Source organism: Streptomyces sp. NPDC048483 (assembly GCF_040651455.1).
Classification (GTDB): domain Bacteria; phylum Actinomycetota; class Actinomycetes; order Streptomycetales; family Streptomycetaceae; genus Streptomyces.
In genome coordinates this window covers 12,481-33,223 of the sequence record NZ_JBEZJZ010000029.1, presented here as the reverse complement: position 1 = coordinate 33,223, position 20,743 = coordinate 12,481, and the positions used below count along the sequence as shown (strand labels likewise).

Sequence of the window (20,743 nt, the reverse complement as noted above, 5' to 3'; positions counted from 1 at the left end):
GTCAGCCTTCGCGCGCCGCGGCGCACACCGCGGCGCAGATGCGCGCCACATCGTCGTCACCGGTGATGTACGGCGGCATCGTGTAGATCAGATCCCGGAACGGCCGCAGCCAGACGCCCTCCCGGACCGCCGCCCGGGTCGCGGCCGCCATGTCCACCGCGTGGTCGAGCTGGACGACGCCGATCGCGCCGAGGACGCGCACCTCGCGCACCCCGGGGAGGTCCGCGGCCGCCGCCAGACCGTCCCGCAGCCCGGCCTCGATCCGTTTGACCTCCTGGGCCCAGTCCTGGGAGAGGAGAAGGCCGAGGGAGGCGTCGGCGACCGCCGCGGCGAGCGGATTGCCCATGAAGGTGGGCCCGTGCGCCAGGACGGGGAGCTCGCCCTGGGAGATGCCGTCGGCGACCTCCGATGTGCACAGCGTCGCCGCGAGGGTGAGATAACCGCCGGTCAGGGCCTTGCCGAGACACATGATGTCCGGTGAGATGCCCGCGTGCCCGGCGGCGAAGAGGGCGCCCGTACGGCCGAAGCCGGTGGCGATCTCGTCGAGGACGAGCAGGACGCCGTGCGCGTCGCAGGCCTCCCGCAGCACCCGGAGGTAACCGGGGGAGTGGAAGGACATTCCGCCCGCGCCCTGCACCACCGGCTCGACGATCACCGCCGCCAGCTCCTCGGCGTGGCGGCCGATCAGCTCGCGCAGATGCGCCGCATACGCCTCGTCGGGTGCGGCATCGAAGCCGGCCGGCGGCGCGTCCGCGAAGATCTGACGCGGCAGCACCCCCTGCCACAGCTCGTGCATCCCGCCGTCCGGGTCGCAGACGGACATCGGCTGCCAGGTATCGCCGTGATAGCCGCCCCGCCAGGTCAGCAGCCGCTGTTTGCGCGGCTTGCCGACCGAGCGCCAGTACTGCAGGCACATTTTGACGGCGACCTCGACGGACACCGAGCCGGAGTCGGCGAGGAAGACATGCTGCAGCGGCTCCGGGGTGATGTCGACGAGACGTTTCGCCAGGCGGACGGCGGGCTCATGGGTGAGCCCGCCGAACATCACATGGCTCATCCGCTCCAGCTGGCCGCGCGCGGCGTCGTTGAGCACCGGGTGGTTGTAGCCGTGTACCGCCGACCACCAGGACGACATGCCGTCCACCAGCTCGGTCCGCCCCTCGACGGGCTGCGCCAGCCGCAGCCGGACGCCGGACGCCGACTCCACCAGCAGCGGTTCGGCGCGGCCGGGCATCGGCCCGTACGGATGCCAGACGTGCTGCCGGTCGAGCGCGAGGAGTTCGCCGGGCGTGAGGGCCGGCTCAGGCATTGGGCGGAAGGTCGGTACCGGCGCCGCGGCGGCGTACGGAGACCAGGTCCCGGCGGGTGTCGTCGGAGGGGGGAGCGGAGACCGTGGCGGCCTCGTCGGTCCGGGGGGCGGCCTCGGCTTCCGTACGGTGCTCCGGCAGCGTCGTGGTGTCCGTGCCCTCGACCTCGAACCCGGCGTCCGCGATCATCGCCAGGTCGTCCTTGCCGGCCTGGCCCTCGCTGGTCAGATAGTCGCCGAGGAAGATGGAGTTGACCAGGTGCAGGGCGAGCGGCTGCAGGCTGCGCAGATGCACCTCGCGGCCGCCGGCCAGCCGCACCTCCACATCCGGGCAGACGAACCGGACCATCGCCAGGATGCGCAGCGCGCGCTGCGGGGTGAGGTTCCATTCCTTGGCGAGGGGGGTGCCCTCGAAGGGGATCAGGAAGTTCACCGGAACGGAGTCGGGGTCCAGCTCGCGCAGCGCGAAGACCACGTCGACCAGGGCGGCGTCGCTCTCGCCCATGCCGGCGATCAGTCCGGAGCAGGCGGACATGCCTGCCGCCTGGGCCTGCTGGACGGTGGAGACCCGGTCGGAGAAGTCGTGAGTGGTGCAGATGTCGCCGTAAGTGGCTTCTGAGGTGTTGAGGTTGTGGTTGTACGCATCGGCGCCCGCTTCGCGCAGCCGGCCGGCCTGACCGTCGGAGAGCAGCCCGAGACAGGCGCACACCTCGACGCCCTCGTTCTGCTCCTTGATGGCGGAGATGGTCTCCGAGACGCGGTCCACGTCCTTGTCCGTCGGGCCGCGGCCGCTGGCCACCAGGCACACCCGCTTGGCGCCGCCCGCCACGCCGGCGGCGGCCGCCTTGGAGGCGTCATCGGGCTTGAGCCAGGTGTACTTGAGGATCTCGGCCTTCGACCCCAGCCGCTGGGAGCAGTACGAGCAGTCCTCGGGGCACAGGCCCGACTTGAGGTTGACGAGATAGTTGAGTTTGACCCGCCGCCCGAACCACTGGCGGCGCACCTTTCCGGCCGCGGCCACGACATCGAGCAGTTCGTCATCGGACGTCGCCAGCACGGCGAGCGCCTCTTCGCGGGTCGGCAACTCGCGCCGCAGTCCCTTGTCCACCAGTGTGTTCAGCAGGTCCATGATGGTGATCCTGGCGTACGCCACCGCCCTCGGCCAAGGAGGATTCCCACAACACGGCGGGATCGGGGTGTGTGTATCACCACACCGTGTCCGTGCGGAACGACCGCTAACGTCTATCGACAGCCCACAATCGAGGCCGCGAGACGAGGCCGTGACGACAAGGACGCCGATGCTTCAGGACGCCGCCCCCTCGCCGCTGCGCGACGCCTCGCCCGCGACGCCCGACGAGCCCTCCCGGCGGGCGTCCGGCGCGGCCTTCGACTGGATCGACGAGGCGCGCGCCGCACGCCGGCGCGCCGGACTGGTCCGTACGCTGCGGCCCCGCCCCGCCGACTCCCCGCTGCTGGACCTCGCCGGCAACGACTACCTGGGTCTGGCCCGGCACCCCGAGGTCACCGGCGGCGCGGCGCGCGCCGCCCAGCGGTGGGGCGCCGGCGCGACCGGCTCCCGGCTGGTCACCGGCAGCACCGAGCTGCATGCCCAGCTGGAGGCCGAACTCGCCGCGTTCTGCGGCTTCGAGGCGGCCCTCGTCCTGTCCTCCGGCTACGCCGCCAACCTCGCGGCCGTCACCGCGCTCACCGACGCCGCGACCCTCATCGTTTCTGATGCGGGCAACCACGCTTCCCTGATCGACGGCTGCCGCCTCTCCCGCGCCCGCCGCGAAGTGGCCCCGCACGCCGACCCGGAGGCGGTACGCGCCGCGCTGGCCGGCCACGACGGCCGGGCGCTCGCCGTCACCGACTCGGTGTTCTCCGTCGACGGTGACGCCGCGCCGCTGCGCGCCCTCGCCGAGGCCTGCCGGGCACAGGGCGCCGCCCTCGTCGTCGACGATGCGCACGGCCTGGGGGTCCTGGGCGACGGGGGCCGCGGTGCGGTGGCGGCCGCCGGACTGGCCGGTGACGCCGACGTGGTGACCACCGTGACCCTCTCCAAGGCGCTCGGCTCCCAGGGCGGCGCGGTGCTCGGCCCGGCCCGGGTCATCGAGCATCTGGTCAACACCGCCCGGTCGTTCATCTTCGACACCGGGCTCGCCCCGGCGGCCGTCGGCGGCGCGCTCGCCGCGCTGCGGCTGCTGCGCCGCGAACCCGAGCGCGCCGCCCGTGCCCGCGAGGTCGCCCAGGAGCTGCACGCCCGGCTCACCGCCGCCGGTCTGACGGCGGTACGGCCGGACGCCGCGGTGGTCTCCGTACAGGCGCCCTCCCCGGAGCGGGCGGTCCGCTGGGCGGCCGACTGCCGGGAGGCCGGACTCGCGGTCGGCTGTTTCCGGCCACCGTCCGTACCCGACGGGATCTCCCGGCTGCGGCTCACCGCCCGCGCGGACCTGACGCGCGACCAGGTGGATACGGCGGTCGGTGTGATCACCGCCACCGCGCCGGCGCTCTGAGGTCCCTCCGGGCGCCCAAATACGGTCTCCCGTCGCAGAGTTCACCGCTTCGGGCGACAGAATCCGTACAACTCGGTGGATCGGCCACCACACCATCAGCAACGGTGGCAGCCTGGCGCGCACAGCACCGGTCCGTGGCCGTACGGGACACCCCTGCGGCCACGGCGGAAAAGGGACGGCGTCGCCATGGCAGACCACCAGGAATCCTCACTCACCCTGCCGAGCGTCCCGGCGTCGGTTCCGCTCGCCCGCAGACATGTGCTGGAGGTGCTGGCCGAATGGGGTCTGCCCGCCGACACGGAGACCGCCGACGCCATCCGCCTGATCGTCTCCGAGCTCACCACCAACGCCGTCCAGCACACCTTCGGCCGGTCACCGACCTTCACCGTCGGGCTGCGCCTCGACCGGGACGCGCTGCTGCGGATCGGCGTCACCGACAGCCATCCGCGCCGGCCGCGGCGGCTGCCCGCCGCGGTCCAGCAGGACAACGGCCGGGGCATGGTCATCATCCGCTCCCTCGCCGCGGAGTCCGGGGGCCGGCTGTCGGTCGTGCCCACGGAGTGCGGCGGCAAGACCGTCACCGTGGCGATGCCGTGGACGGCCGGGGTCCACTGAGCCCCCCCGTCTCACGGCGCCGGGGCCCTTCGGGTGAACGCGCCGTGCAGCAGGGCCCGCAGGGTGTCCGCCGCCGGGGTGCCGCCGCCGGTGCGGCAGGCCACCGAGATCGTGCGGTGCAGCGCGGGCGGGTCCAGGTGACGGATCCCCAGCGGGGTCACCGAACCGGTCGCCATCATCTCCGGGACCACCGCCACCCCGAGCCCGGCGCTCACCAGGGCACACACCACGCCGTAGCCCGGTGACTCGCAGCGCACCGCCACACTCGCCCCGGCGTCCGCCAGCGCCGCCTCCACGGCGCGCCGATTGGGATTGGTCGGCGCCATGCTGACCAGCGGCTGGCCGGCCAGCTCGGTCAGCGCCAGCCGCCCGGTGCCCGCCGACAGCGCATGACCGGGGGCCGTGACCAGCACCAGCTCCTCGGTCAGCAGCGGGTCCAGCCGTACCCCGTCCGGCACCGGCACCGCCTCGCCGGGCACATACTCATGCGTCAGTGCCAGATCCACCTCACCGAGCGCCACCGCCGTCATCTCCTGCGGCGGTACGAACTCCGTCACGCTCAGCTCCACGTCCGGGTGCGCCCGCCGGAAGGAACTCAGGGCGGGCGGCAGCAGATGCGTACCGGCCGTCTGGAACGTCCCCACGCGCAGCCGGCCCCCCGACAGCCCGGTCAGCTGGGACAGCTCGTGCCGCGCCAGATCCAGCTCGTCCAGCACCCGCCGCGCCCGGACGAGCAGCAGCTCACCGGCCGCCGTCAGCCGGGCGCCGCGGTGGTGGCGCACCAGCAGCGCCGCACTCGTCTCCCGTTCCAGCTTGGCGAGCTGCTGGGAGAGCGCGGGGGCGGTGTAGCCGAGCCGCTCGGCCGCCCGGGTGATCGAACCGGCTTCCGCCACCGCCACCAGGGCGGCGAGCCGCGTGGGGTCGTACACAGAAGCCACTCCCTTAAGAATCTCTTTAGGCAGACCCAGAAGATCTCCCATACCTATTAAAGGCTCCTTCGGGCGATGCTGCTGTCATGGACGGACAGCTGATGGCATTCACCGGTGTCGCCGCGGGCATGGTCGCCCTGCCGGGCGCGGACTTCGCGGTCGTGGTGCGCAACGCACTCGACTCGCGCCGGGCGGGCGTGGCGACCGCCTTCGGGGTCGCGGGCGGACTGCTGGTGCACACCGCGCTGGCGGTGGCGGGGCTCGCGGCGGTGCTCGTCGCCGTGCCGGCGCTGTTCGAGACCGTTCAACTCCTGGGCGGCGCCTATCTGCTGTATCTCGGCGCCCGTGCCCTGATCTCGGTCGCGCGCCGGCCGTCCGCCTCCCGCGCACCACGGCCCGTCGGTCCCGCGACCGCCGCACCGGCCGAGGAGGCCCACCCCATGGGCCGCCTCGCCACCGCTCGCTGCCTGCGCCAGGGCTTCCTCACCAATGCGCTCAACCCCAAGGCCCCCGTTCTCTTCCTCAGCCTGCTCCCGCAGTTCGTCCCGGCGGGGCAGCCCGCGCTGCCCCGCACCCTGCTGCTCGCGGCCGTCGTCGTCGGCATGGCGGCGGTGTGGTTCCCCGCCGTGGCGCTGCTCGTCGACCGCCTCGGCGCCTGGCTGCGCCGCCCGCGGGTGGCCCGCGCCCTGGAGGCCGCCACCGGAGCGCTGCTGACCGCCCTGGGCGGCATCCTGCTCGCCGAGCTGGTACTCGCCTGAGCCACCGTCGCCCCCGCAGCTCCGCCACCCCCCGTTGATGTCGCAGGGCCCGGTCATTGCTCCAACGTACCCAGGCCCACTGACAATTGACGGAGAACAGTGGATCGCCGCAGCTCAGCCCACCCGTCCGTACCAGACGGCGGAACTCCAGATGCGCTCCAGCCGCACCACCGCGCCCGCCTTCGGCGCATGCCAGATCCGGCCGCTGCCCGCGTAGATGCCGACGTGGTACACGCCGCCGCTCGCGTGGAAGAAGACCAGATCCCCGCTTCTGCGCGCCCCGCGCGAGACATGACTGGTGTCGTTGTACTGCGCGGCGGCGGTACGCGGCAGCGCCTTGCCCGCGTGCTTGAACGAGTACCTCGTCAGCCCCGAGCAGTCGAAGCGGTACGGGCCTTGGGCGCCCCACTGGTAGGGCGAACCCCGCTTGGAGGCCGCGATCCGCAGTGCCTTCGTGGAGACCGCGGCCGCTTCGGCGTCGGGGGTTGCTCCCGGAGTCACGGTGGTGGCCCCGATGGTGACCATCGTGAGGGCCGAGACGGTGCCGGCGCGTGCCAGCAGATGCGGCAGATGCCTGCGCATGCTCATGCGCAACCCTTCGTCAGCCGCCTGCGAAGGGAGACCTGTCGGGTTCGGGCAGGCGAAGATGCCCGGCCGTGCGTACGGCTTCACCCCAAGGAGCCCGTCGGCCTTGCGGGCCGGGGCCCCGTCGTGCTCGGTTCCTCCGCTCCTGCCGATCCAACCGCGTCGACCTGACATCCGGCACGGCGGCAGGATTAGGCGCCCGTCCGGACCGCCCCGTCGAGGTGGCGGGGTCTTGTCGTGGAGGGATCTTTACGCCGTCACCGCCCAAAATCGCGCAAGAAATGCGTTGCGTGACATTGGTCACATTTACACCGATTGGTGACTTATGTCGGATTTTTTGAGGGGTGGGTGGTGGTGGGTGAGGCCGGGACCAGGGCTGAAGCGTCAACTGCCGCATGACGTGCAGGCGCGCTCTGCAACTCGTCGCCCCTCCAAGGCAAGCACGCGTGCTACGCCGTACGGGCGGGTCGGCCGGGGGCGTGTCGTGTCACGGCCCGGGCGGCGGGGGCAGTGCGACGAGCCGGGCCCGGCGCTCGCCGTCCAGCACCCGCAGCGCCCGGGTCAGCGTCCCGGAATGCAGTTCACTCTCGCCGCGGCTGTGCATCAGCGCCAGCGCGTCGCGCAGTTCGGCCGCCTTGCCGACCAGCGCCTGGGCCGCGCGCAGGCCGCTGTAAGTGCCGCCGCTGCGTGCCGGATTGATCCGGCCCAGCAGGTCCAGGACCTCCAAGTACCGGTCGATCACTTCCCCCTCGGCCCGCGTCAGTGCGGGCAGCGGCGGCAGCTCCGGTGGCAGCACCCTCGTTCACCGCGCCCCGGACGAGGCGGCGGACCGCTTGCGGCCGCGGGTGAGCCCGTCGATCAGGCCGTACTCCTGCGCTCCGCGGGCGTCGAAGATCTTGTCGCGCTCGATGTCGACGGCGATCACCTCGCGCGGCTGCCCGGTGTGCCGGGTGAGCAGCTCCTCCAGCTTGTCGCGGGTGCGCAGCAGTTCCGTCGCCTGGATCTGCAGGTCGGTGGCCTGCCCCTGGATCGGCTCGGGGAAGGACGGCTGGTGGATCAGGACCCGCGCGCTGGGCAGGGCCAGCCGCTTTCCCGGTGTCCCGGCGGCCAGGAGGACCGCGGCCGAGGAGGCGGCCTGCCCCAGGCACACCGTCTCGATGTCGCAGGAGACGAACCGCATCGTGTCGTAGATGGCGGTCATTGCGGTGAACGAGCCCCCGGGGGAGTTGATGTAGAGCGAGATGTCCTGGTCCGGGGCGGCGTGTTCGAGGTGGATGAGCTGCGCCATCACATCGTTGGCGGCCGTGTCGTCGACCGCGGTGCCCAGAAAGATGATCCGCTCGCTCAGCAGCTTGGAGTACGGGTCCAGGGTGCGCGTCCCGTTGGTGGTGCGCTCGGTGAACTCCGGCAGGACATAGCGGGCCGTCGGTCGCAGCATGACCGCTCCCCTCCTCTGTAAAAAATGTACAGGATGTACATCCAGTTAGAATGGGAGCATGGCCTACGAAATTCCGGTGACGCAAGCCCGGGCCGAGCTCGCGGATCTGATCAACCGCGTCGTCTACGGCAGCGAGCGGGTCGTCGTCACACGCCACGGAAAGCCCCTGGTGGCACTGGTATCCGCCGCTGACCTGCAGCTACTCGAAGAGCTGGGGCGGCGGGAAGAGGGCGCTCAGGAGGAGCAGGTGATCAGCACGGTCTCCTCCGTGCGGCAGCTGCCGTCCGCTCCGGGCGAACGTCGGCGGTTCGGTATCGCGGCAGAACACCGCGACCCGGCCGCCGGGGACCGGCGACCGGGTCGCGAGAGTTGACCTTTACGGTCGAGAGCTGACCTTTACGGTGAGGTGATGGCGGCCGTAGCGGCCGTTCGGTGCGGCGCCCGCGTCAGGAGCTGAGCTCCCACAGTGCGTGCGCGATGGCGTCGCTGTTGTTGTCCAGCGCCTTCTCGTCGATGTTCTTCGAGGTGTCGCAGGACTGGTGGTAGCAGGCGTCGAAGGCCTTGCCCGCCTCGCCGCCCCAGTTCTTCGCCTGCTCCTCGGTCTTGATGTAGTCGGCGCCCGAGAAGAGGCCGCCGACCGGGATGCCCGCGTCCTTGAAGGAGGCGTGGTCCGAGCGGCCGTCGCCCTCGGTCTCCTTCTCGGTGGCGATCTTCTTGGTCGCGAAGAAGTCCTTGAAGACCTTCTCCAGGCGCGGGTCGTCGTCGTAGACGAAGTAGCCCGGGTTGGGCGAGCCGATCATGTCGAAGTTCAGATACGCGTCGATCTTCGACTTGTCGGCGCCGAGCTTGTCGACGTAGGCCTGCGAGCCGACCATGCCGTCCTCTTCGTCGCCGAACCAGGCGAACCGCAGGTGCTTGGTGGGCTTGAGGTCCGACTTGGCGACCGCCAGTGCGACCTCGAGGATGCCGGCCGAACCGGAGCCGTTGTCGTTGATGCCGGGGCCCGCGTCGACCGAGTCCACGTGGGCGCCGGCCATCACGGTCTTGCCCTCGTCGCCGCCCTTCCAGTCGGCGATGAGGTTGTAGCCCGTGGCGCCGTTGTTGTCGAACTCCTGGACCTGGGTGGTGAATCCGGCCTTGTCCAGCTTGTCCTTGATGAAGTCGACGGACGCCTTGTGGCCGGGCTGGCCGTGGGCGCGGTTGCCGCCGTTGGCGTCGGCGATCGACTGGAGCTGGTCCAGGTCGGCCTTGACGGCCTTGACGTCGATGTCCGGGGCGGCCGCCGGCGCGGTGCCGGCGTGGGCGCCGGCCGCGGTGAAGAGGGTGGCGGCGAGGGCGGTGACGGTGCCTGCGGCCAGTGCGGCGCGGCGTATTCGTATGGAACGAGTCACGGTATGGCTCCTGGTGTGGGGGGTTGGTGCGGAGCGTTTGACGCGCACATGAGGATCGCGATCATGTCGCGAACCGTCAAGAGCGGATACCGGACAAGGGTGTTCGTGGAGCGGAACACGTCCTATTTGCTTGAATTGTCCCGATGGGTGGGCGCGGTGACCCGCCTGCTACCGGGGCCCGGCGCGCCCTGGACGCACGGAATGCGCCACCGGGCCGCGATGACGTTGTGTGACATCGGCCGCAAGAAAGGAAACGAAAGTGCCCTCGGTTGTAACGCCGATGAAATCCCGCCGAACTAGTTTCGAACTGCGGGGCTCGCGATGGTCAACTGCTGGAAGTCGGTTTGCACCCCCTTTAATTACTGCGTGGTACACCTAACCGACCGGGTGTGCCCATGCCCGTGACCTGGGTGGATGTATCCAGGTGGGAAGAGTGTGAGGTGGAAGGTATGCAACTGACCCCGCATGAACAAGAACGCTTGATGATTCATGTGGCGGCAGACGTGGCCGAAAAGCGACGGTCCAGGGGGCTGAAGCTCAACCACCCGGAATCCCTCGCGCTGCTCACCGTGCACATCCTCGAAGGCGCCCGCGACGGCCGTACGGTCGCCGAGCTCATGTCCTCGGGACGCAAGGTGCTCGGCCGGGACGACGTCATGGAGGGCGTCCCCGAGATGATCCATGACGTGCAGGTCGAGGCCACCTTCCCCGACGGCACCAAGCTCGTCACCGTTCACGAACCCATCAACTGACCACGGGAGAGCAGACGATGATCCCGGGACAGATCCTCCATGCCGACGAGCCGGTGCGCCTCAACGAAGGCCTCCCCGTCACACGCATGACCGTCCTCAATGCCGCCGACCGCCCCGTCCAGGTCGGCTCCCACTACCACTTCGCCGAGGCCAACCCCGGCCTCGACTTCGACCGCGCGGCCGCGCACGGCAAGCGGCTGAACGTCGCGGCCGGCTCCGCCGTGCGCTTCGAGCCCGGCATCCCCACCGAGGTCGAACTCGTCCCCATCGGGGGCAAGCGGATCGTCGTGGGCCTGCGCGGCCAGACCGGAGGCACCCTCGATGGCTGAGCTGACCCGCCAGGCGTACGCCGATCTCTTCGGCCCGACAGCCGGCGACCGGATCCGGCTCGCCGACACCGACCTGGTCATCGAGATCGCCGAGGACCGCTCCGGCGGGCCCGGCCGGGCCGGTGACGAGGCCGTCTTCGGCGGCGGCAAGGTCATCCGGGAGTCCATGGGCCTCTCCCGCGCCACCCGCGCCGAGGGCACCCCCGACACCGTGATCACCGGCGCCGTCGTGCTGGACCACTGGGGCATCGTCAAGGCCGACATCGGCATACGGGACGGCCGGATCACCGCGCTCGGCAAGGCCGGCAACCCCGACACCATGGACGGCGTCCACCCCGACCTCGTCATCGGCCCCGAGACCGAGATCATCGCGGGCAACGGCAAGATCCTCACCGCCGGCGCCATCGACACCCACGTCCACTTCATCTGCCCCCAGCAGGTGGACGAGGCGCTGGCCTCCGGCGTCACCACGCTCATCGGCGGCGGCACCGGACCGGCCGAGGGCAGCAAGGCCACCACCATCACCCCCGGTGCCTGGCACGTTGCCCGGATGTTCGAGTCGATGGACAACCTGCCGGTCAACGTCGGTCTGCTCGGCAAGGGCAACACCACTTCCCTCGCCTCGATGCGCGACCAGCTGCGGGCCGGCATCCTCGGCTTCAAGATCCACGAGGACTGGGGCGCCACCCCTGCCGTCCTCGACGCCTGTCTGAGCGTCTGTGAGGAGAGCGGCGCCCAGCTCGCGATCCACACCGACACCCTCAACGAGGCCGGATTCCTCGGCGACACCCTCGCCGCCATCGCCGGCCGCACCCTCCATGCCTTCCACGTCGAGGGCGCCGGCGGCGGCCACGCCCCCGACATGATCGCGATGGTCTCCGAGCCGCATGTGCTGCCCGCGTCCACCAACCCCACGCGGCCGCACACCGTCAACACCGTCGAGGAACACCTCGACATGCTGATGGTCTGCCACCACCTCAACCCCGCCGTCCCCGAGGACCTCGCCTTCGCCGAGTCCCGGATCCGGCCCTCCACCATCGCGGCCGAGGACATCCTGCACGACCTCGGCGCCATCTCGATCATGTCGTCCGACGCGCAGGCCATGGGCCGCATCGGCGAGGTCGTGATGCGTACGTGGCAGACCGCGCACGTCATGAAGCGGCGCCGGGGCAGCCTGGCCGGCGACCGTGGCGCGGACAACACCCGCGCCCGCCGCTACGTCGCGAAGTACACCATCAACGCGGCCATCGCCCAGGGCATCGACCACGTCGTCGGCTCGGTCGAGGACGGCAAGCTCGCCGACCTCGTCCTGTGGGACCCGGCGTTCTTCGGCGTCAAGCCGCAGCTGGTCATCAAGGGCGGCCAGATCGCGTATGCGCAGATGGGCGACGCCAACGCGTCCATCCCCACCCCGCAGCCGGTCCTGCCCCGCCCGATGTTCGGCGCCACCGGCAGGGCCCCCGGCAGCAACTCCGTCAACTTCGTCTCCCAGCAGGCCCTCGAGGACGACCTCCCCGAGCGCCTCCAGCTGGGCAAGGCGTACGAGGCGATCCGCTCCACCCGCGGCCTCACCAAGGCGGACATGCGCAACAACGACGCGCTGCCCCGTGTCCAGGTCGACCCCGACACCTTCACGGTGACCATCGACGGCGAAGTGGTCGAACCCCACCCCGCCGCCGAACTTCCCATGGCCCAGCGGTACTTCCTCTTCTGAGCGGTGCCCATGAACACTCCGGAACACCACCGATGAGCCGCGCAGCGCTGCTCGTCCTCGCCGACGGCCGGTTCCCCGCCGGCGGGCACGCCCACTCGGGCGGCGCCGAACCGGCCGTCACCGCGGGACGCATCAAGGACGCCGCCACCCTGGAGAGCTTCTGCCGGGGCCGGCTGCACACCGCCGGCCTGGTCGCCGCGGGGCTCGCCGCCGCGGCCGCCGCGGGCTGCGACCCGCTCCTCCTGGACGACGCCGCCGACGCCCGTACGCCGATGCCGGCGCTCCGCCTGGTCGCCCGGCGGCTCGGCCGGCAGATGATGCGGGCCGCCCGCGCCACCTGGCCGAGCACCGCCCTCGACGCGCTCGCGGCGGCCCGCCCGCGCGGCGCCCACCAGCCCGTCGTGCTGGGCCTGGCCGCCCGGTCCGCGGGCCTGGACCCGCTCGACGCCGCCTACGCCGTCGCGTACGAGAACATCAGCGGCCCGGCCACCGCCGCCGTCCGCCTGCTGAGCCTGGACCCCTTCGACGCCACCGCCGTCCTCGCCCGCCTCGCCCCCGAACTCGACCAGGTCGCGCGGCAGGGCGCCGAGGCCGCGGCCCGCGTCGCCACCGAAGGAGCCGAGGCCCTGCCCGCCGCCTCCGCGCCGCTGCTCGACATCACCGCCCAAGCGCATGCCGCCTGGCCGGTACGGCTCTTCGCGTCCTGACCCGCGCCGCACCCGCCCATCCGCCCCCTACGAACCACCGGAGCCCCCGTGCACCTCGACCACCAGGACACCTTCCCCCAGCGCCACACCTACAGCGCGGCCGACCCCGTACGGACAGACGGGAAGCGGCGCGCCCTGCGCATCGGCCTGGGCGGCCCGGTCGGCACCGGCAAGACCGCCACCGTCGCCGCGCTGTGCCGCGCGCTGCGCGACGAGCTGTCCATCGCGGTCGTCACCAACGACATCTACACCCGTGAGGACGCCGAATTCCTGCTCCGCGAGGCGGTACTGCCGCCCGAGCGGATCATGGCGGTGGAGACCGGCGCCTGTCCGCACACCGCCATCCGCGACGACATCTCCGCCAACCTGGAGGCCGTCGAGGACCTGGAGGACGCGGTTTCTTCCGAGGGGGCCGGGCCGCTCGATCTCGTCCTGGTGGAATCCGGCGGCGACAACCTGACGGCCACCTTCTCCAAGGGCCTGGTCGACGCCCAGATCTTCGTCATCGACGTCGCGGGCGGCGACGACATCCCCCGCAAGGGCGGCCCCGGCGTCACCAACTCCGACCTCCTGGTCATCAACAAGACCGACCTCGCGCCCTACGTCGGCGTCGACCTCGAGGGGATGGCCCGCGACGCCAAGGCGCAGCGCGGCGAACTCCCCGTCGTCTTCACCGCCCTGAAGTCGGAGGACGGTGTCCGGCCGGTCGCCGAGTGGGTCTGCCACCAGCTGGCGCACTGGACCGCGGGCGCCGCATGACCCTCGCCGTTCCCGCCCCCGCCCGGCCGCAGAGCGCCGCCCCTCCGGCGGCCGGCCTGCGGGCCACCGCCCGGATCACCGCACGCGCCGAGGACGGGGGAGGCACCACCCGCCTCCCGGTCCTCGACGGCGACGGCCCCCTTGCGCTGCGCCGTCTCCGCTCGCACGACCACCGGGCCCGGGTGTGCGTCGTCGGCGCCATGAGCGCCCCGCTCGGCGGCGACCGGCTGGGCATCGAGGTGAGGGCCGAGGAGGGCGCTGCGCTGCACATCACGGCCGCCGCGGCGACCGTCGCGCTGCCCGGCCGCGGCGCCCGGCACGCCACCTACGACGTGCGGCTGACGGTCGCCGACGGCGCACGGCTGGACTGGCTTCCGGAACCGCTGATCTCCGCCGCCGGCAGCGACCTGCGGATGACCACGACCGTCGAACTGGCCCCCACCGCGCGCCTGGTCCTGCGCGAGGAACAGGTCCTGGGCCGCACCGGCGAGCCCACCGGAGCGCTGCGCAGCCGACTGACGGTCCGCCGCGCGGGCCGCACCCTCCTGGACCAGGAGACGGCCTACGGGCCCGGCGCCCCCGGCTGGGACACCGCGGCCGTGCTGGACGGCCACCGCGCCACCGGTCAACTCCTCGTCGTCGACCCGGAGCTGGACGACAAGCCGGTGGACGTACGGCTCCTGGGCGCGGCGGCCGACGGCGTCGGACAGGGCGTCCTCGCACCGCTCACCGGCCCCGCGGCCCTGGTCACGGCCGTCGCCCCGGATGCGCTGCGACTGCGGCGCATCCTGGACGAGGCCGCCCGGTCACACCTCCAGCTCGGCCTCTAGCCGGGCGAGGCGGTGGCGCGCCAGCGCGAGGTTGGCGCGCTTGCGGTCGAGTACCAGATAAAGGAACAGCCCGGCGCCGTTCTTGCCGGTCACCGGCCGGATCAGATGGTACTGCGCGGTCAGGGTGATGAGTATGTCCTCAATGGTGCCCTGGAGTTCGAGCATTTCCATGGTGCGCAGTTTTGCCCGGACGACGTCGGTGTTGCCGGCCGCGGCGACATCGAGATTCAGCACATTGTTGTCGCCCAACGTGGCGAGCGCCATTCCGCTGGTGTAGTCGACGAGGGCGACGCCGACGGCGCCGTCGATGGTCGACATCGCGTCGGAGAGGGCGGATTCCATTTGTGCCATGGGAAGTGCAGACCTTTCGCTGTGTGTCAGTTGGTGTTCTTCGGTGCGTGGGTGGCGGCACCGGGGGAGTTGTCCATCAGGGCGCCGATGCGGGCGGCGGTCCGCCGGGCCTGCCAGTGCAGGCGTCCCACGTTGGTGTCCGGGCCGGCCACGGCCGTAAGGACGGCGCGGTTTCCGGCCGAGTAGGCCGCGATATAGCCGCTGGCGCCTCGCGTGAGGGATTCCTCGAACGCGCCCTGCCCGGTCGCTTCCGTAAGCCGTTTGGCGACCCCTATGGCCGCGGCGGTGAGCGCGGCGAGGCCGTCCGGTTCGATGTCCCGCAGATCATGGGCGATGACCATGCCGTCGGCGCTGGCCACCATTCCGCCCTGCAGATGCCGTACCTGATCGCGTAGGGCAAGTAATTCGTCCCGTATATCGGGTTCGATCGTCATAGGTCTCCTGAATCTCTTCTGTCTCTTTCTGCTGGCGGGCCTTCCGAATACATTCCTCATGGCGTGGATTCGCAGGGGTTCACAGGTTTTCCTCCAGCGCCGTACGGAGGCGGACAAGGAGGGCAATATCGGGATCGGCGGTCTCGAGAATGTCCGGTACCGGTAGTTGCCAGGTCGGCGAGGGGCCTTCTGTTACGGGGTGACAGGCGCCGGGCCGCCGACGGGGCAGCGCCGTCGGTGTCGCGGGCACCCGTATGAGTCCGGCCGCGGCGAGGCGGCGGCTGTCCAGCAGCGTGACAAACGCGGACTGGCCCAGCGCGCGGGCAAGTTCGTACGGGGTGTGCCGGCCGTCGGCGCGGTCGAGCAGCCGGCGTTGCCTGCCGGTGGTGGGGGAGTGGCCCGAGGGGGGCGGGGCGAGGGGGACGACGGGGGAGGCGTCGACCGCCGCCCAGGGGTGCAGCCGGTCGAGCAGCGCCCGGCGGCGGGCCGTCGCCTGCTGGAGGGCGGCGGCACTGATCCCGCGTACGACGCCCAGCCAGTGCGCGGTGCCTGGCGTGAACGACGTGGTCCCGTGTGGCAGCGGCAGCGCAAAGAATGCGGCGTCGAGCAGGGCCCCGAGATGGCAGATCTCCAGCTCGCTCTGCGTCAACCAGCCTTCGCTGACGAGGAATTGACCACCGCGATGATCCGGCCCGGCCGTTTCGCGGGCCTGCCGCCAGCGGCCCGGGGGCACCCGCCCGGCCGCGCTGAGCCGGGCGTCGAGGCCGGGCGCCGTGCTGCCTTCGACGCAGTACACGGCGCCGTCGAGCAGGTAGAAGCAGCCGTTCGGGCCGTGCAGGGCGCCGGTGGCGCGCTCCGCTGCGCACCGGTCGAGCAGCCCGCCGGACGCGACCGGGCGGGGCGGTAGGGGCAAGGTCATGGCGGCGCGTCAGGCCGCGACCAGCTCCGCGGCCAGATCGCGCAGCCGTAACCGGGCGATGGCCAGATTGGCCTGCCCGCGATCCAGCCAGAGGTAGAGATAGGTCTGGCTGTCAAAGGCCGTGTGCACAAAGCGGATCAGGTGGTAGCTGCCGGCGGCCGTGATGATGAGGTCCTCGAGGTCCGGTCCGTCCGACCCGTTCGTGCCGTCCGACCCGTTCGTGCCCGTGGTGTCGAAGGTGGCGTTGCGGACCACGGCCTGGACCACCTCGGCGGTGTCCGCGGCGGCCGCCTCATGATCGGCGTGCGGCGCCCGCCCGGCCGTACCGAGGGTCAGCCCGCTGGTCCAGTCGACCAGTCCGGCACCCAGCACACCGGGGATCCCCATCGCTTGGGCCAACACCTGATCGATACCGGGCACTTCTGATCTCCTCGTGGCAGCCTGTGGGGGAACCCGCACGGAAGGTTACTGAAGGTGGCGGGTCCGGCGCATGTCTGAGCGGCATATGCGCGCCAATTGACGTGTTATCGCCCCTCGGTGAACTGTTGTCCGCGGCCCGTTGTCCGCGGCCCGTCGCCTGGCAGGCGCACGTCGACGAAGGTGTCGGCTCCGGGGCGGGAACCAGCCATCCGGCGCACCGACTTGACCGTGGCGGTGCCCGCCGTTGAGCGGCCCCGCAGCGTCCGACGCGGCCCGACGAACGGGGCCCCGGCCCGCCGGGCAGACGCCGGGCCGGGCGCGGGATCGGGCAGCGGGTCTGTTCTGGGTGAATTCCGCCCGTAAATGGGTAACTCGGCACATCCAGGTGCGGCGATCCGCGGCACGCCCCGCCGCTCGGCAACCTCAGCAATCCTACGGATTGGTAAAGAAATCGCGGTCAAACCTGTTCAGGAAGGGACACGAGGCGACAGGATCCCTCTGTAGCTAGCTCTGTGATCATCGTCGCCACAAGCGGCGCACCATGCAGGGGGATCCACCACGTGAGACGAACAGCAGCGCTCGGCGCTGCCGGCACCCTGGTGACCGGCACGCTCATAGCCGGCGCGATAGCCGCCACGCCCGCCAGCGCGGGCGAATCCCACCAGCCCGGATCGGCCGAAGCGCGCGGAGTCCAGGCCGCCGCCGCGCGCGCCGCCAAGAAGGGCATCGACTGGAAGGACTGCCCCGCCGACTGGGGTCTGAAGGCCCCCATCCAGTGTGGCTATGTCACCGTCCCGGTCGACTACGCCAAGCCCAACGGCCGCACCATCAAGATCGCCGTCGACCGCGCCGTCAGCACCGGCGGCAAGGAGGAGCGACAGGGCTCCCTCATCTACAACCCCGGCGGTCCCGGTGGGTCGGGCATGAAGTTCCCGACCCGCATCACCACCAATGCCCCGCTGTGGGCCAAGACGGCGAAGGCCTATGACTTCGTCGGCTTCGACCCCCGCGGCGTCGGCCACTCCGCGGCGATCTCCTGCATGGACCCGCAGGAGTTCGTCAAGGCACCCAAGGCCGACCCGGTGCCCGACAGCGAGGCCGACAAGCTCGCCCAGCGCAAGCTCGCCAAGGAGTACGCCGACGGCTGCGCCGAGCGGAGCGGCGGCCTTCTGCCGTACATGACGACGCCGAACACCGCCCGCGACCTGGACGTGATCCGCGCCGCGCTCGGTGACAAGAAGCTCAACTACCTGGGCGTCTCCTACGGCACGTATCTGGGCGCCGTCTACGCGACGCTCTTCCCGGACCACGTCCGCCGGATGCTCGTCGACAGCGTGGTCAACCCCTCGCGCGAGAAGGTCTGGTACCAGGCCAACCTCGACCAGGACGTGGCCTTCGAGACGCGCTGGGGCGACTGGAAGAAGTGGGTCGCCAAGAACGACGCGACCTACCACCTCGGTGCCACCCCGGAGAAGGTCCAGGCCGCCTGGGAGAAGCTGCGCGCCACCGCCAAGAAGAACCCGATCGGTGGCGTCGTCGGCCCCGCCGAGCTCACCGGCTTCTTCCAGAACGCGCCGTACTACGACTCCATGTGGGCCACCGTCGCCCAGGTCTGGAGCGCATACGTCGCCGGTGACGAGAAGCCTCTGATCGAGAACGCCGGGCCCGACCTCAAGGACACCGCGGGCAATATCGCCAGCGAGAACGGCAACGCCGTCTACACGGCCGTCGAGTGCACCGACGCCAAGTGGCCCACCAGCTGGAAGAAGTGGGACCGGGACAACACCCGGGTCCACCAGCAGGCGCCGTTCATGACCTGGTCCAACGCCTGGATGAACCTGCCCTGCGCCACCTGGCCGGAAAAGCAGCAGACCCCGGTCAACGTCAAGACCGGCAAGGGCCTGCCCGGCGTGCTGATCGTGCAGAGCACCCGCGACGCGGCGACCCCGTACGAAGGGGCCGTCGAGTTGCACAAGCGGTTCTCGGGCTCCCGCCTGATCACCGAGCGGGACGCCGGTTCGCACGGTGTCACCGGCCTGGTCAACCCCTGCATCAACGACCGGGTCGACGGGTACTTCGTCGACGGCAAGATCGACGCCGAGGACGTGACGTGCGCGCCGCACGCCACCCCGCAGCCGGCCAAGCTGACGGCGAAGGTCATCGGGAACGGTCTCTCCGGCCTTCCGGTCGCGCCTTAGTGACAGCATGAAGGGGCGGCCCGGGAAGTCTCTCCGGGCCGCCCCTTCTCCGTTCCGGGCCGCTCCTTCTCCGCTCCCGGCCGCCGCCTCTCAGCCGGCGATCGGCTCGACCCGCGGCTCCGCGATCGCCACATAGTCCGCAGTCGCCAGCGTCGGCGAGCGGTCCAGCCGGGCCGCATTGAAGTAGATCTCCGGCTGCTCCAGCAGCACCGGATCGACGACCAGCGCCAGCTCCTCATCGAAGGAGAACGGCAGGACCGTCCCTCCCCCACTCTCGGCTACGCTCGAGCGGGAGGTACCCCCATCGCTGCGCGCCGGCCGCTCCGCCACCTCGGGCGTCGCAAAGCCCGCGTACGACCCGCCCAGCAGCGCCTTCACCGCACCGAGATCCACCCGCCGGTCACCCGGCACGACCGCCGGCACATACCGCTTGGTCTTCTTGCCCAGCTTGACCATCACCACAAGGCACTTGGCGGCCTGCTCGACGGCGTTCCCGCGCAGCGCGCTGACCGCCTCCGTGGCCCCTTCCTCGGCATGCTCGTAGATCCGGTACCGGGCCCCGCGCTCGTCCAGCAGCCCGATCAGCTTGATGTACGTCTCGTGCTCACTCACCGCTGTCCCGCTTCCTCTCTCTCGCCCTGTGCCGCGCCGAACACCTCGGTGAAGGCCGCCCTGGTCGGGGAATCCGTCCGCCGGTCCAGCACGGCGAACACCACCCGGTCGAACCCTCCGGCAAACCGCCCGACGCCCAGCAGATGAGCCGCGAACGCCCCCGCCACATCGGCCGGTTCGTTACGGAACACCCCGCACCCCCACGCACCGAGCACCAGCTGACGGTGCCCTCCCGCCGCCGCGACCTCCAGCACCCGCTCCGCGCGGTCCGCGAGCGCCCCCGCGACCCGTCCCGCCTCGGCCGGCCGCTGCCGCGCAATCACCCCCGCATTCGGCGCCGCCGCCGTCAAGAACCCTGCCTCGTACGGCACTTCGAGCAGCGCACCCCGGTCGTCACGGAACACCGGCACACCCGGGGAGAGGATCACCCGGTCGCTGTAGAACGGGCTCGGCTCGGCCCGGTGCGCGGCGTAGAACTCCGGCGCTTCGCGCACACACGTATACAGGGCCGACCCCCGGCACACCGCCTCCTCCTGGGCCTGCGCGCCATTGAGATAGCCGCCGCCGGGATTACGCGCCGATGCGAAGTTCAGCACCGCAAGCGGCCCGCCGCCCGCCTCGGCCAGCCGTCGGCCCGCCGTGAGACTGCCTTCCCCCGTCACCTCGAAGACGGTCCGTACGCCCGCGCCCTGCCCCGCGACGGCGACTGCCTCCGGCCCGTACAGCCGGGTCCCCGCCCGCGCCCGTGCCACCGCCGCCGCGATGTCCACCAGCCGTCCACTGGGCGCGCGGTACGCACCCGCCGCGACGATCCGCTCCGTCTCCTGCGCCATGCCGCGCAGCCGGGCACTCATCGTCGGTACCCATGTATCCGATGCATCATGACGATCAAGATACGGGGCGGCGGCACGGCCCACGACGGAATATCCGCCCGCCCCGCGAGGTCTTACGCATGCCGCGCGGCCGGTCACCGGTCCTCGGTCGCGTACCCGAACAGCGTCTCATCCGGTGCCGGCGGTCACCGCGCGATGGCCCAACTCCCGCTTTGCCGCCGCCCCTTCCACCGTCACAATGCTCTCCGGCGCGCCCTTCGCCGCCTCCACCGCCACCGGTCTCTGCCCGCCCGGGGACGACCACTCGCAACGCTCACCACTGCGCTGCCCGTTGCCGTGGCGGACGGTAC

At 71.3% G+C, this 20,743-nt stretch carries 25 protein-coding genes and 1 riboswitch; of the genes, 12 read left to right on the top strand and 13 right to left on the bottom strand.

The annotated features are described in order from the left end of the window. Window position 1: 1 nt before the first annotated feature. A complete protein-coding gene (locus AB0D04_RS17605; protein ID WP_362703771.1) occupies window positions 2–1,309 on the bottom strand; it encodes an adenosylmethionine--8-amino-7-oxononanoate transaminase in 1,308 nt (435 codons plus the stop codon). After that, window positions 1,302–2,435 carry a biotin synthase BioB gene (gene bioB / locus AB0D04_RS17600; protein ID WP_362703768.1) on the bottom strand — a complete coding sequence of 378 codons (1,134 nt, stop codon included), beginning with the start codon at window positions 2,433–2,435 and terminating at the stop codon, window positions 1,302–1,304. Before bioB ends, AB0D04_RS17605 begins: the two co-directional genes overlap by 8 nt. A gap of 169 nt (window positions 2,436–2,604) precedes the next feature. On the opposite strand from bioB, the gene AB0D04_RS17595 reads away from it, so the two are divergent. Together AB0D04_RS17595 and AB0D04_RS17590 are read left to right on the top strand one after the other, a co-directional pair. Further along, window positions 2,605–3,819, top strand: a complete 1,215-nt coding sequence (locus AB0D04_RS17595; RefSeq protein ID WP_362703766.1) for an 8-amino-7-oxononanoate synthase — start codon at window positions 2,605–2,607, stop codon at window positions 3,817–3,819. 186 nt (window positions 3,820–4,005) lie between these two features. Next, window positions 4,006–4,434: an ATP-binding protein gene (locus tag AB0D04_RS17590; protein ID WP_362703763.1), complete on the top strand. Its 429-nt coding sequence runs from the start codon at window positions 4,006–4,008 to the stop codon at window positions 4,432–4,434. 11 nt (window positions 4,435–4,445) lie between these two features. Here AB0D04_RS17590 and AB0D04_RS17585 read toward each other — a convergent pair whose 3' ends face one another. Further along, window positions 4,446–5,363: a LysR family transcriptional regulator gene (locus AB0D04_RS17585; RefSeq protein ID WP_362703761.1), complete on the bottom strand. Its 918-nt coding sequence runs from the start codon at window positions 5,361–5,363 to the stop codon at window positions 4,446–4,448. An 86-nt stretch (window positions 5,364–5,449) separates the two neighbouring features. Between AB0D04_RS17585 and AB0D04_RS17580 the strand changes: the two genes are divergently transcribed. Next, window positions 5,450–6,121: a LysE family translocator gene (locus AB0D04_RS17580; RefSeq protein WP_362703759.1), complete on the top strand. Its 672-nt coding sequence runs from the start codon at window positions 5,450–5,452 to the stop codon at window positions 6,119–6,121. Between the two features lie 114 nt (window positions 6,122–6,235). Here the strand turns inward: AB0D04_RS17580 and AB0D04_RS17575 are convergent, their stop codons facing one another. The 3 genes from AB0D04_RS17575 to AB0D04_RS17565 all read right to left on the bottom strand — a co-directional run bounded on the left by AB0D04_RS17575 (window position 6,236) and on the right by AB0D04_RS17565 (window position 8,144). After that, window positions 6,236–6,709: an NlpC/P60 family protein gene (locus AB0D04_RS17575; protein ID WP_362703756.1), complete on the bottom strand. Its 474-nt coding sequence runs from the start codon at window positions 6,707–6,709 to the stop codon at window positions 6,236–6,238. Window positions 6,710–6,712: 3 nt separating this feature from the next. Continuing rightward, window positions 6,713–6,901: riboswitch (cyclic di-AMP (ydaO/yuaA leader) on the bottom strand. A 292-nt stretch (window positions 6,902–7,193) separates the two neighbouring features. Continuing rightward, window positions 7,194–7,502: a hypothetical protein gene (locus tag AB0D04_RS17570; RefSeq protein WP_362703754.1), complete on the bottom strand. Its 309-nt coding sequence runs from the start codon at window positions 7,500–7,502 to the stop codon at window positions 7,194–7,196. A gap of 6 nt (window positions 7,503–7,508) precedes the next feature. Continuing rightward, a complete protein-coding gene (locus AB0D04_RS17565) occupies window positions 7,509–8,144 on the bottom strand; it encodes an ATP-dependent Clp protease proteolytic subunit (RefSeq protein WP_362703751.1) in 636 nt (211 codons plus the stop codon). Window positions 8,145–8,202: 58 nt separating this feature from the next. Between AB0D04_RS17565 and AB0D04_RS17560 the strand changes: the two genes are divergently transcribed. Continuing rightward, a complete protein-coding gene (locus tag AB0D04_RS17560; protein WP_362703748.1) occupies window positions 8,203–8,517 on the top strand; it encodes a type II toxin-antitoxin system Phd/YefM family antitoxin in 315 nt (104 codons plus the stop codon). A gap of 73 nt (window positions 8,518–8,590) precedes the next feature. On the opposite strand, the gene AB0D04_RS17555 is transcribed toward AB0D04_RS17560, so the two are convergent. Further along, complete coding sequence (locus tag AB0D04_RS17555) at window positions 8,591–9,535, bottom strand: M28 family metallopeptidase (RefSeq protein ID WP_362703745.1); 945 nt, start codon at window positions 9,533–9,535, stop codon at window positions 8,591–8,593. Between the two features lie 48 nt (window positions 9,536–9,583). Here AB0D04_RS17555 and AB0D04_RS17550 point away from each other — a divergent pair, with 48 nt between their 5' ends. The 7 genes from AB0D04_RS17550 (at window position 9,584) to AB0D04_RS17520 (ending at window position 14,626) form a co-directional block, all read left to right on the top strand. Continuing rightward, the gene (locus tag AB0D04_RS17550; RefSeq protein ID WP_362703742.1) at window positions 9,584–9,835 is read left to right on the top strand and encodes a hypothetical protein; all 252 of its coding nucleotides are present in this window, start codon (window positions 9,584–9,586) and stop codon (window positions 9,833–9,835) included. Window positions 9,836–9,984: 149 nt separating this feature from the next. Then, the gene (locus AB0D04_RS17545) at window positions 9,985–10,287 is read left to right on the top strand and encodes an urease subunit gamma (protein WP_030064636.1); all 303 of its coding nucleotides are present in this window, start codon (window positions 9,985–9,987) and stop codon (window positions 10,285–10,287) included. A gap of 17 nt (window positions 10,288–10,304) precedes the next feature. Further along, window positions 10,305–10,616, top strand: a complete 312-nt coding sequence (locus AB0D04_RS17540) for an urease subunit beta (protein WP_362703739.1) — start codon at window positions 10,305–10,307, stop codon at window positions 10,614–10,616. Beyond that, a complete protein-coding gene (locus AB0D04_RS17535) occupies window positions 10,609–12,330 on the top strand; it encodes an urease subunit alpha (protein ID WP_362703736.1) in 1,722 nt (573 codons plus the stop codon). The genes AB0D04_RS17540 and AB0D04_RS17535 overlap by 8 nt, the downstream gene beginning before the upstream one ends. A gap of 32 nt (window positions 12,331–12,362) precedes the next feature. Then, window positions 12,363–13,037, top strand: a complete 675-nt coding sequence (locus AB0D04_RS17530; protein ID WP_362703734.1) for an urease accessory UreF family protein — start codon at window positions 12,363–12,365, stop codon at window positions 13,035–13,037. Window positions 13,038–13,085: 48 nt separating this feature from the next. Further along, window positions 13,086–13,796: an urease accessory protein UreG gene (ureG, locus tag AB0D04_RS17525; protein ID WP_362703731.1), complete on the top strand. Its 711-nt coding sequence runs from the start codon at window positions 13,086–13,088 to the stop codon at window positions 13,794–13,796. Continuing rightward, entirely contained in the window at window positions 13,793–14,626 is an 834-nt protein-coding gene (locus tag AB0D04_RS17520; RefSeq protein WP_362703728.1) for an urease accessory protein UreD, read from the top strand. Before ureG ends, AB0D04_RS17520 begins: the two co-directional genes overlap by 4 nt. Here the strand turns inward: AB0D04_RS17520 and AB0D04_RS17515 are convergent. The 4 genes from AB0D04_RS17515 to AB0D04_RS17500 all read right to left on the bottom strand — a co-directional run bounded on the left by AB0D04_RS17515 (window position 14,603) and on the right by AB0D04_RS17500 (window position 16,750). Next, on the bottom strand, window positions 14,603–14,977 hold the full coding sequence (locus AB0D04_RS17515; RefSeq protein ID WP_362703726.1) for a hypothetical protein: 375 nt from the start codon (window positions 14,975–14,977) through the stop codon (window positions 14,603–14,605). The genes AB0D04_RS17520 and AB0D04_RS17515 overlap by 24 nt on opposite strands. 26 nt (window positions 14,978–15,003) lie before the next feature. Beyond that, on the bottom strand, window positions 15,004–15,411 hold the full coding sequence (locus AB0D04_RS17510) for a roadblock/LC7 domain-containing protein (protein ID WP_362703723.1): 408 nt from the start codon (window positions 15,409–15,411) through the stop codon (window positions 15,004–15,006). A gap of 79 nt (window positions 15,412–15,490) precedes the next feature. After that, a complete protein-coding gene (locus tag AB0D04_RS17505; RefSeq protein ID WP_362703720.1) occupies window positions 15,491–16,330 on the bottom strand; it encodes a hypothetical protein in 840 nt (279 codons plus the stop codon). 9 nt (window positions 16,331–16,339) lie between these two features. Beyond that, window positions 16,340–16,750: a hypothetical protein gene (locus AB0D04_RS17500; protein WP_362703717.1), complete on the bottom strand. Its 411-nt coding sequence runs from the start codon at window positions 16,748–16,750 to the stop codon at window positions 16,340–16,342. Between the two features lie 560 nt (window positions 16,751–17,310). Between AB0D04_RS17500 and AB0D04_RS17495 the strand changes: the two genes are divergently transcribed. Next, the gene (locus AB0D04_RS17495; RefSeq protein WP_362703714.1) at window positions 17,311–18,948 is read left to right on the top strand and encodes an alpha/beta hydrolase; all 1,638 of its coding nucleotides are present in this window, start codon (window positions 17,311–17,313) and stop codon (window positions 18,946–18,948) included. 90 nt (window positions 18,949–19,038) lie between these two features. Here the strand turns inward: AB0D04_RS17495 and AB0D04_RS17490 are convergent, their stop codons facing one another. Both AB0D04_RS17490 and AB0D04_RS17485 read right to left on the bottom strand, forming a co-directional pair. After that, window positions 19,039–19,560, bottom strand: coding sequence for a YbaK/EbsC family protein (locus AB0D04_RS17490; protein WP_362703712.1), 522 nt, complete (start codon window positions 19,558–19,560; stop codon window positions 19,039–19,041). Continuing rightward, window positions 19,557–20,414: a TIGR02452 family protein gene (locus AB0D04_RS17485; RefSeq protein ID WP_362703710.1), complete on the bottom strand. Its 858-nt coding sequence runs from the start codon at window positions 20,412–20,414 to the stop codon at window positions 19,557–19,559. The genes AB0D04_RS17490 and AB0D04_RS17485 overlap by 4 nt, the downstream gene beginning before the upstream one ends. Between the last annotated feature and the right edge of the window lie 329 nt (window positions 20,415–20,743).

Bases quoted from the DNA above. Each gene is read 5' to 3' on its own strand.
- AB0D04_RS17605 (WP_362703771.1), bottom strand. From the start codon at position 1,309: ATGCCTGAGCCGGCCCTCACGCCCGGCGAACTCCTCGCGCTCGACCGG.
- bioB (WP_362703768.1), bottom strand. From the start codon at position 2,435: ATGGACCTGCTGAACACACTGGTGGACAAGGGACTGCGGCGCGAGTTG.
- AB0D04_RS17595 (WP_362703766.1), top strand. From the start codon at position 2,605: ATGCTTCAGGACGCCGCCCCCTCGCCGCTGCGCGACGCCTCGCCCGCG.
- AB0D04_RS17590 (WP_362703763.1), top strand. From the start codon at position 4,006: ATGGCAGACCACCAGGAATCCTCACTCACCCTGCCGAGCGTCCCGGCG.
- AB0D04_RS17580 (WP_362703759.1), top strand. From the start codon at position 5,450: ATGGACGGACAGCTGATGGCATTCACCGGTGTCGCCGCGGGCATGGTC.
- AB0D04_RS17575 (WP_362703756.1), bottom strand. From the start codon at position 6,709: ATGAGCATGCGCAGGCATCTGCCGCATCTGCTGGCACGCGCCGGCACC.
- AB0D04_RS17565 (WP_362703751.1), bottom strand. From the start codon at position 8,144: ATGCTGCGACCGACGGCCCGCTATGTCCTGCCGGAGTTCACCGAGCGC.
- AB0D04_RS17560 (WP_362703748.1), top strand. From the start codon at position 8,203: ATGGCCTACGAAATTCCGGTGACGCAAGCCCGGGCCGAGCTCGCGGAT.
- AB0D04_RS17550 (WP_362703742.1), top strand. From the start codon at position 9,584: ATGAGGATCGCGATCATGTCGCGAACCGTCAAGAGCGGATACCGGACA.
- AB0D04_RS17545 (WP_030064636.1), top strand. From the start codon at position 9,985: ATGCAACTGACCCCGCATGAACAAGAACGCTTGATGATTCATGTGGCG.
- AB0D04_RS17540 (WP_362703739.1), top strand. From the start codon at position 10,305: ATGATCCCGGGACAGATCCTCCATGCCGACGAGCCGGTGCGCCTCAAC.
- AB0D04_RS17535 (WP_362703736.1), top strand. From the start codon at position 10,609: ATGGCTGAGCTGACCCGCCAGGCGTACGCCGATCTCTTCGGCCCGACA.
- AB0D04_RS17530 (WP_362703734.1), top strand. From the start codon at position 12,363: ATGAGCCGCGCAGCGCTGCTCGTCCTCGCCGACGGCCGGTTCCCCGCC.
- AB0D04_RS17520 (WP_362703728.1), top strand. From the start codon at position 13,793: ATGACCCTCGCCGTTCCCGCCCCCGCCCGGCCGCAGAGCGCCGCCCCT.
- AB0D04_RS17515 (WP_362703726.1), bottom strand. From the start codon at position 14,977: ATGGCACAAATGGAATCCGCCCTCTCCGACGCGATGTCGACCATCGAC.
- AB0D04_RS17510 (WP_362703723.1), bottom strand. From the start codon at position 15,411: ATGACGATCGAACCCGATATACGGGACGAATTACTTGCCCTACGCGAT.
- AB0D04_RS17505 (WP_362703720.1), bottom strand. From the start codon at position 16,330: ATGACCTTGCCCCTACCGCCCCGCCCGGTCGCGTCCGGCGGGCTGCTC.
- AB0D04_RS17485 (WP_362703710.1), bottom strand. From the start codon at position 20,414: ATGAGTGCCCGGCTGCGCGGCATGGCGCAGGAGACGGAGCGGATCGTC.